This window comes from Streptomyces sp. URMC 126, assembly GCF_051386555.1.
Taxonomy (GTDB): Bacteria; Actinomycetota; Actinomycetes; order Streptomycetales; family Streptomycetaceae; genus Streptomyces.
In genome coordinates this window covers 21065-28172 of record NZ_JBPQTX010000063.1, presented here as the reverse complement: position 1 = coordinate 28172, position 7108 = coordinate 21065, and the positions used below count along the sequence as shown (strand labels likewise).

Sequence of the window (7108 nt, the reverse complement as noted above, 5' to 3'; positions counted from 1 at the left end):
GCCCGTACGACGCGGTGCGATACGGGTCGCCGACCATGACGCGGGACGTCTTGACAACCACCGGCAAGCGCGGGGTCCCAGCCGAGCGGCCCAGGCGGCGCCCGTACGACGCGGTGCGATACGGGTCGCCGACCATGACGCGGGACGTCTTGACAACCACCGGCAAGCGCGGGGTCCCAGCCGAGCAGTCCGGGCGGCGCCCGTACGACGCGGTGCGATACGGGTCGGCGGCCATGGCGCGGGCCGTCTTGGGCGGCCACCAGGAGGCAGGCGCGGGGTCCCGGCCGGCCGGCCCGGGCGAGGCCCGAGCGGTGCGGGTTGGCGGCCATGGCGCGGGCCGTCCTGGGCGGCCACCCGGCGGGCGCGGGGCCCGGCCGGGAAGGTCGGGCGGGGCCCGGGGCCTGGGTGCCAGGAGGCCCAGGCCCGGCCGGGCAGGGTGTGGAGGAGGTGTACTCGATGCCGACGAGAGCGTCACTGATCCCGCTGAAGCCGCGGTGGGCGCCCGGCACCTCGTTCTCGCGGTGGGTGGCGCCGAATGGGCCCGCCCGTTCGCGGATCCGAGACGCTTCCCGCTCGCATCACGCCGGCGACGCGGTCGCGGGTCGCCGAGCGCCTCTCGGCGTCGGTCTCGCGGGCATGGCGTCCGTCCGTGCGCGGGCCCGCTGGGTGACGGAGGAGGGCCGGGAGGCGGGGAGGCCGACCCGGACCGCGCCAGGGAGGGCCGGGCCGCGCCAGGCCGGGGAGGGCCAGGGAGGCCGCGAACCTCGTCATGGCCGGGGAGCTTCTCCCGGACGGCGGGTCAGGCGCCGCCGTCGTCCTCGTTCGAGGTGACACCCGGTTTCGGGTCGGGGTCGGACGAGGGCGTCGGCGCGCACGTGGTCGGCCGCGGCGTGGCGGGTTCGCCGAGCCGTCCGGTGACGGCCCCCGGCCGGGGGCCGTCACCGGACGGCTCGTGGGACGACTTCAGGGTGCGGTCGGCGACGAGTGCTCTCACGTCGGCAGGACCGCCCGGGACGCGGCGCGTCGGCCCGTCCGCCGGGCCCGCGCGGGGCTTCCGGCAGCCGGTCCAGGGGCCCGGGGGCTTCGCAGCTCCCGGTTCCGGAGGCCGGGAAGCCGGCGGGCCCGGCGGGTCAGACGAACGGGGTGATCCGCTCCTCGATCCCGAGCAGCACCTTTCCGTAGACCTCCATGCCGACGGCCGTCCCGGACGCCGCGTGCCGGCCGGCCACGCTCGCGTCGCGCCAGATCCGCTGGAGCGGGTTGGCGTCCGCGAAGGACCCGGCGCCGTGTACGTCGACCAGGGTGTTGACGGCGGACAGCAGGTTGTCGACGGCGTACCCGCTGTCGGCGCGCACCCGGGCCCTGGTCGGGAGGTCCATGGCCGCGCCGCGGGCAGCCGCCGCGTCGAGGTCGGCGGCGGCACGGAACGCGTGCAGATGGGCGGTGTCGATCCTCATCGCGGCCTCGGCGACCCGTGTCTGCACTCCGACCGACTCCGCCTGGGTCTCGTAGTAGGTGTAGGCGATCGGCTTGCTCCCGGCTTTCGCGGTGACGAGTTCCAGCGCGGCCCGGCCCAGGCCGAGCTGCGGGCCGACCAGGCCGACGGCCACGAACGGGGCGAAGGCCATGCGGTAGAGCCCGGTCGGGCCGTGGTCGGCGGGGATGTCGCCCGCGATGGCGGCCGGTACGGACATCGTCCGGTACTCGGGGACGAAGACGTCCTCGGCGACCAGGCAGTTGCTGGCGGTACCGCGCATCCCGGCGACGAACCAGGTGTCCTCCGAGCGCAGTTCGGTCCGCGGTATCAGGGCCATGGCCTGGTCGGTCACCTTGCCGTCCGCGTCGGTGAGCGGTATGCCGACGGCGGCCCAGGTGGAGTGCGGGGCACCGGAGTTGTAGTACCAGCGGCCGGTCACGCGCCAGCCGCCCTCGACCCTCTGAGTGGTGGCGGTGGGGCTGAAGACGCCGGTGACCCGGGCGTCGGGGTCGGCGCCGAACACCTCGTCCTGGGCCCGCTCCGGGAAGAGGGCGGCCAGCCAGTTGCAGGTGTTGACGACGGCGACCACCCAGCCGGTGGAGCCGTCGCCCTCGGCCAGCGCGGCCGTCACCTCCAGGAGGGTGCGGGCGTCGCTCTCGTGGCCGCCGAAGCGCCGGGGCACGGTGAGCCGGAACAGTTCCGCCCGCGTCAGCTCGTCGATCACCTCGTCGGTCAGCCGCCGGTCCGCCTCGATCCGGTCGGCCTGCTGCCGCAGCAGGGGCCGCAATGCCTGGGCGCGTGCGAGGAGTTCGGCTCCGGAGGGCGCCGGGGCGGCTTCGGCGGGGGACGGCACGGTTCGGGAGGGCGTGGTGGTCATGAGGTCTCTCCTGGCTGGTGCGGTGGCTGGTGCGGGGTGGTGTGCGCGCGGATGCGGAGGCGGTGCCGGAGGTGAGGCGGTCGGGGACGAAGCGACGGGCAGGGCGACGGACGGGTGGGGCGCCGGGACATCCCTGACGCGGCGGAGCGACCGGGCACGGCGGGCGAAGGCCCCGGCCCGTCCGTCCTGTTCGCCGCCCGGCCCCCGACCGTCGGGCCGGTCCGGTCGATGATCCGGTCGAGAGGATACGCGGGGGCGTGCCGGAGGACCGGCCCAGGCCGTCGGGGCCGTCGGGGGACGCGAGGCGGGAGAAGCGCTGGAGGTGAAGGAGTCAGAGGAGGCAGCGGCGTTCACCGCGCCCCCCCACCGGGGATCCCTTCCTCCCCGGCGGCCGGCACGGTCGCCGTCGGCGCGCAGGGTCCGGACGGCGGGTCGCGGAGGCCCTGCCCGTCCATCCCGCCCCCCGAATCATCATGATGATTATGGTGATAATGCGTGCGGTTTACGACGGCCGTCAAGGGGTGGGAGGCTATTCGTCATAATCAATACAGCCGGGCGCCGAGGAGACACCATGGGAACCACCGACCCCCGTGCGGGCGGGTACGACGAGCGCCACGCCCGCGACGGCACCGAACTCCCGGGCCTGCGCCGCGCCGACTGGGAGCGCCCGTCCCCGCCCTCCCGCGCGGAGACCGCCGCCGAGCGGGTCGCCGAGCGCGTGGCGCGCAGCCGGCCGGGCGCCCGCCTCGGCACCAAGGAGGAGCTGCGCGCCGAGTGCGGCGTATCCGTCGGCACCTTCAACGAGGCGTTGCGCCTGCTGCAGACCCGCGGCCTGGTCACCGTACGCCCGGGCCCCGGCGGGGGCCTCTTCGCCGCCCAGCCGCCCCCGCGGCGGCGGGACGCCTGGGCCGAGGCCCTGGACGGGCAGCGGCCGGGCGACGCCCGCCGGGTGCGCGACGCCCTCGACCCCCTGCTCGTCGAGGACGCCCTGTGGCACGCCTCGCCCGCCGACATCGCCGGACTGCGGCGGTGTCTGGCGCCACTGGCCGAGGCGGCGGACGCCGCCGATCCGGCCGCCTTCGCCCTGGCCGACCGGCGGTTGCGCGCCCGCTTGGCCGCGCTCGGCCCCGGCGGCCTCCTGCGGTCGCTCTACGCCGGCCTGCTGCCACTGGCCGAACGCGCCGAGGCCGAGGCCGACGCCGATCCGGGGGCGCTGCGCGCCCGGTACGAGCGCCGGGCCGCCCTCGTGGACGCCCTCGACGCCCGCGACCACGACCTGGCCCTGCGGCTGTCCACCGCCGACGGCGACGGCAGCGACGACGGCCGCGGCGGCGGAGCGCCCGGGGAGCGGGCCGCGGGAGGCTGAGCCGCGCCGCTCCCCCGGGCCGGGTTCAGCCGGCGCGCGGCAGGGCCAAGTCCCGGGCGCCGTGCAGCCAGGTGACGTGCTCGTACAGGTCGTCCTCGCCGAGCGAGCGCAGCGCCGCGTTGCGGGCCGAGGCCTCCGCGCCGGCGGGGTGGTAGAGCTCCTCGCCCATCCACCGGGCCAACAACTGGACGCGCGCGGTCCGTTCGCGGCGTTCGGCGTTGTACCACTCAAGACGCCGCGGCACGTCGTCGGCGGTGGCGCCCGCGAGCGCCTCCCCGAGCACCACCGCGTCCTCCAGCGCCTGGCACGCTCCTTGGGCGGCGTACTGGAGCATGGCGTGGGCGGCGTCGCCCATCAGCGTCACCCGCCCGTCGGTCCAGACGTCCACGGGGTCGCGGTCGCAGAGGACCCATTCGCGCCAGTCCTCGCCCAGTTCGAGCAGGCGCCGGGCGGTGGGCGCCAGGTCCCGGAAGCGGCGCAGGACGGCCTCCCGGGCCGTGGGGCGGCCGGCGACCGGTTCGCGGGCGCCGTCGTCGAGCGTCGCGGCGAGGTTGAGGTAGCGGCCGTTGCCGATGACGTAGTGGACGAAGTGCCGCTTGGGCCCCGCCCACAGGGTCACGGCGTTCCACCGCAGGTCCTCCGGCACCTTTTCGATGGGGATGACCGAGCGGTGGATGGTGTGGCCGGAGACCCGGGGCGGGCCGTCGCCCACCAGCCGGGCGCGGACGGCCGACCGGATGCCGTCGGCCCCGACGAGCAGGTCCCCGGTGAACGTCCGGCCGTCCGCCGTCGTCACCGTGACGCCCGACGCGTCCTGCGTGTACGCGCGGACATCGGCGCCCGCCACCGGCTCGACGCCGCCGGCGGCGCGGCACGCGGCGAGCAGCGGCTCGTAGAGGTCGACGCGCTGGACCACGGCGTACGGGTTTCCGAACCGCGCGCGGTAGCGGCCGGTGAGGGGCAGGGTGACGATCGCCTCACCCGTGACGCCGTCCATGAGGCGCAGGGCGTCGACGAACACCGCGCGCCGCCGCACCCGTTCGCTCACGCCCAGCAGGGCGAGGGCGTGGAACGCGTTCGGGCCGAGCTGGATCCCGGCGCCCATCTCGGTGAAGGCCGGGCGGCGTTCGAGGACGGTCACGCGGTGTCCCTGCCGTGCCAGGGAAATCGCGGTGGCGAGGCCGCCGATGCCGCCGCCCGCTATGACTGCGTGTGCCATGGTCCCCCGTTTTTCTCGCGTCCCACGCGTCCCTCGTGCTCTTCGCGTTACGCCCCCGGCGGGAGGCGGCGCGGCTCATCGGACCGTCCCGGTCGCCGTGCGCCGTACGCCCGGGTCGTCGGCGCCCGCGGCGTCGGCGCCCGGGTCGTCCGCGGGCAGGCCGCCGGCGGCCGGATCCTCCGCGTCGCCCGCGGCCGCGATCCGCAGCTGGCGGACGAGCATGAACAGGCCGTAGCTCGCGATCAGGGCGAGGAGCGGGGCCCCGACGATGTACGCCCAGACGTGCCGGATCCCGAAGCGCCGCCCTTCGACGATCATGTAGGCGCCGAGGGCCGCCCAGGTCAGGACGAGGTCGGCGTAGACGAACCGGGACGCCAGGTTCGCGGTGGCGTCCCGGAGGAAGTCGGTGACGACCCCCGTCGGTCCGGAGTCCGCGTGCCCGACGACGAAGGCGACGGCCATCGCGCCCATGACGCAGCAGCCGACGAGGGCCGTGGTCCCGTACAGCACGCACAGGGCGCGGTCCCGCCCCCGTACCTCGCGCAAACGCATCGCCTTCGTCCTCCTGGCACTGGTGGTGGGGTGGCCTCCGGGCCGCGGGGTCATCGTCCGTACCGGTAGTCGTCCAGGTCGAAGTGGCGGGCGCGCCACGCCGCTTCGAAGGTGGAGGCGGGGCGGACGGCCGGCGCGTCCCCGCGTTCGTCGAGGTAGTAGGTGTTCGATCCCTTGCAACTGGGGTCGAGGAATACGGTGTTCCGCTGCCGGCGCAGGGTCTTCGCGAAGGAGCGGTCGTGCTTCTCGGGGCGGACGACCGCTTCCGTCGCGCACCGCCGCCGGGCCTCGGTGATGACGCGGAGGGCGTGGGTCACCTGGTAGTCGATCATCCCGAACCACGAGCCGCCGGTGAAGGAGTAGGGCCCGACGATGAACCACAGGTTGGGGTATCCCTTGACGGAGGTCCCCTCGTAGGACTGGAAGCGCTCGCTCCGCCAGAATTCGCCGAGGTCCCGGCCGCCCTGGCCGTGCACCGGGAACGGCGGGAGGTTGTCGAGCACGTGGAAGCCCGTGGCCAGGATCAGTACGTCGAACGTCCGCTCGTCGCCGTCCGCCGTGCGGATCCCCGTCTCGGTGACCTCCGCGATCGGTTCGGTGACCAGCTCGACGTTGTCCCGGGTGAAGGACCGCCAGTACCCCTTGGCCAGGGAGGGCCGTTTGCAGCCGACGCGGTAGGCCGGGGTGAGCCTGCGCATGAGGTCGCGGTCGCCGCCGACCTGGCGGCGCAGATAGAACCGGGACGCGGCCTCGCCGGCCCGGACGAGGAACGGGAAGCGACGGTAGTGGATCATGGCGATGACGAAGCCGACCTCCGTCGCCGCGTCGGTGAGCAGCCGGATCGCCCGCTGTGTCACGGGGGCCCTGGCGAAGATCCGGCGGAGCGCCTCGGGGATCGCGAAGTCCGGTTTGGGCAGCAGCCAGATGGGCGTGCGCTGGTAGACGTGGAGCCGCTCGACGCGGGGCGCGATCTCGGGGACCACCTGGACGCCGGACGCGCCGGTGCCGACCACGGCCACCCGCCGGCCGTCCAGCGCGAGCCCGGGGTCCCATTCCGCGGTGTGCACCAGGTCGCCCTTGAACCGGTCGAGGCCGGGGAGGGCGGGCGTCTTCGGCTTGGTCAGCCAGCCGGTGGCGCAGACGACGAACCGCGCCGACAGGCAGGTGCCATCGGCCAGGAACACCCTCCAGTAGTGCGCCGCCTCCCGGTATTCCGCGCGCACGACCCGGGAGTGGCAGCGGATGTGCGGCCGGAGGCCGTGGGTGTCGACGCAGTGGTCCGCGTAGGCCTTCAGCTCCTTCCCCTCGGGGAAGACCCGGGACCAGGAGGGGTAGGGGTCGGAGGCGAAGGAGTAGGAGAACGCCGAGATGTCGACGGCGATGCCCGGGTAGGTGTTGGCGTGCCAGCTGCCTCCGATGTCGTCACGCTCCTCCAGGACCAGGAAGTCGTCGATGCCGGCCTTGCGGAGGCCGAGGGCGGTTCCGATGCCGGAGAAGCCGGCGCCGATGACGATCACCTCGTGGTCGGGGGTCTCGGGTACCTCGTGGTCGGGGGTCTCGGGTACCTCGTGGTCGGGGATCTCGGGGCCGGGGGCCATCGCTCCACTCCTCGGCGTC

7 protein-coding genes are annotated in these 7108 nt (G+C 75.0%); 1 reads left to right on the top strand and 6 read right to left on the bottom strand.

From position 1 onward, the window contains the following. The 3 genes from ACSNOK_RS10800 to ACSNOK_RS10790 all read right to left on the bottom strand — a co-directional run. Positions 1 to 235 (bottom strand): hypothetical protein (locus ACSNOK_RS10800; protein ID WP_436780392.1); only part of this gene is annotated, 235 nt, incomplete at its 3' end. A 564-nt stretch (positions 236 to 799) separates the two neighbouring features. Further along, on the bottom strand, positions 800 to 994 hold the full coding sequence (locus ACSNOK_RS10795; RefSeq protein ID WP_436780391.1) for a hypothetical protein: 195 nt from the start codon (positions 992 to 994) through the stop codon (positions 800 to 802). Positions 995 to 1130: 136 nt separating this feature from the next. Beyond that, positions 1131 to 2354 (bottom strand): acyl-CoA dehydrogenase family protein, encoded by a 1224-nt coding sequence (locus tag ACSNOK_RS10790; RefSeq protein WP_436780390.1) that lies wholly within the window; start codon positions 2352 to 2354, stop codon positions 1131 to 1133. 571 nt (positions 2355 to 2925) lie between these two features. Between ACSNOK_RS10790 and ACSNOK_RS10785 the strand changes: the two genes are divergently transcribed. After that, positions 2926 to 3720 carry an FCD domain-containing protein gene (locus ACSNOK_RS10785; protein WP_436780389.1) on the top strand — a complete coding sequence of 265 codons (795 nt, stop codon included), beginning with the start codon at positions 2926 to 2928 and terminating at the stop codon, positions 3718 to 3720. Positions 3721 to 3745: 25 nt separating this feature from the next. On the opposite strand, the gene ACSNOK_RS10780 is transcribed toward ACSNOK_RS10785, so the two are convergent. The 3 genes from ACSNOK_RS10780 to ACSNOK_RS10770 all read right to left on the bottom strand — a co-directional run bounded on the left by ACSNOK_RS10780 (position 3746) and on the right by ACSNOK_RS10770 (position 7089). After that, entirely contained in the window at positions 3746 to 4939 is a 1194-nt protein-coding gene (locus tag ACSNOK_RS10780; RefSeq protein WP_436780388.1) for a 3-hydroxybenzoate 6-monooxygenase, read from the bottom strand. Between the two features lie 75 nt (positions 4940 to 5014). Further along, positions 5015 to 5491 carry a DUF2834 domain-containing protein gene (locus ACSNOK_RS10775; protein WP_436780387.1) on the bottom strand — a complete coding sequence of 159 codons (477 nt, stop codon included), beginning with the start codon at positions 5489 to 5491 and terminating at the stop codon, positions 5015 to 5017. A 50-nt stretch (positions 5492 to 5541) separates the two neighbouring features. Further along, positions 5542 to 7089 carry a flavin-containing monooxygenase gene (locus ACSNOK_RS10770; RefSeq protein WP_436780386.1) on the bottom strand — a complete coding sequence of 516 codons (1548 nt, stop codon included), beginning with the start codon at positions 7087 to 7089 and terminating at the stop codon, positions 5542 to 5544. Positions 7090 to 7108: the final 19 nt, after the last annotated feature.

Excerpts from the sequence above, each read along its gene's own strand:
- ACSNOK_RS10770 (WP_436780386.1), bottom strand. The coding sequence starts at position 7,089 with ATGGCCCCCGGCCCCGAGATCCCCGACCACGAGGTACCCGAGACCCCC.
- ACSNOK_RS10785 (WP_436780389.1), top strand. The coding sequence starts at position 2,926 with ATGGGAACCACCGACCCCCGTGCGGGCGGGTACGACGAGCGCCACGCC.
- ACSNOK_RS10780 (WP_436780388.1), bottom strand. The coding sequence starts at position 4,939 with ATGGCACACGCAGTCATAGCGGGCGGCGGCATCGGCGGCCTCGCCACC.
- ACSNOK_RS10790 (WP_436780390.1), bottom strand. The coding sequence starts at position 2,354 with ATGACCACCACGCCCTCCCGAACCGTGCCGTCCCCCGCCGAAGCCGCC.
- ACSNOK_RS10775 (WP_436780387.1), bottom strand. The coding sequence starts at position 5,491 with ATGCGTTTGCGCGAGGTACGGGGGCGGGACCGCGCCCTGTGCGTGCTG.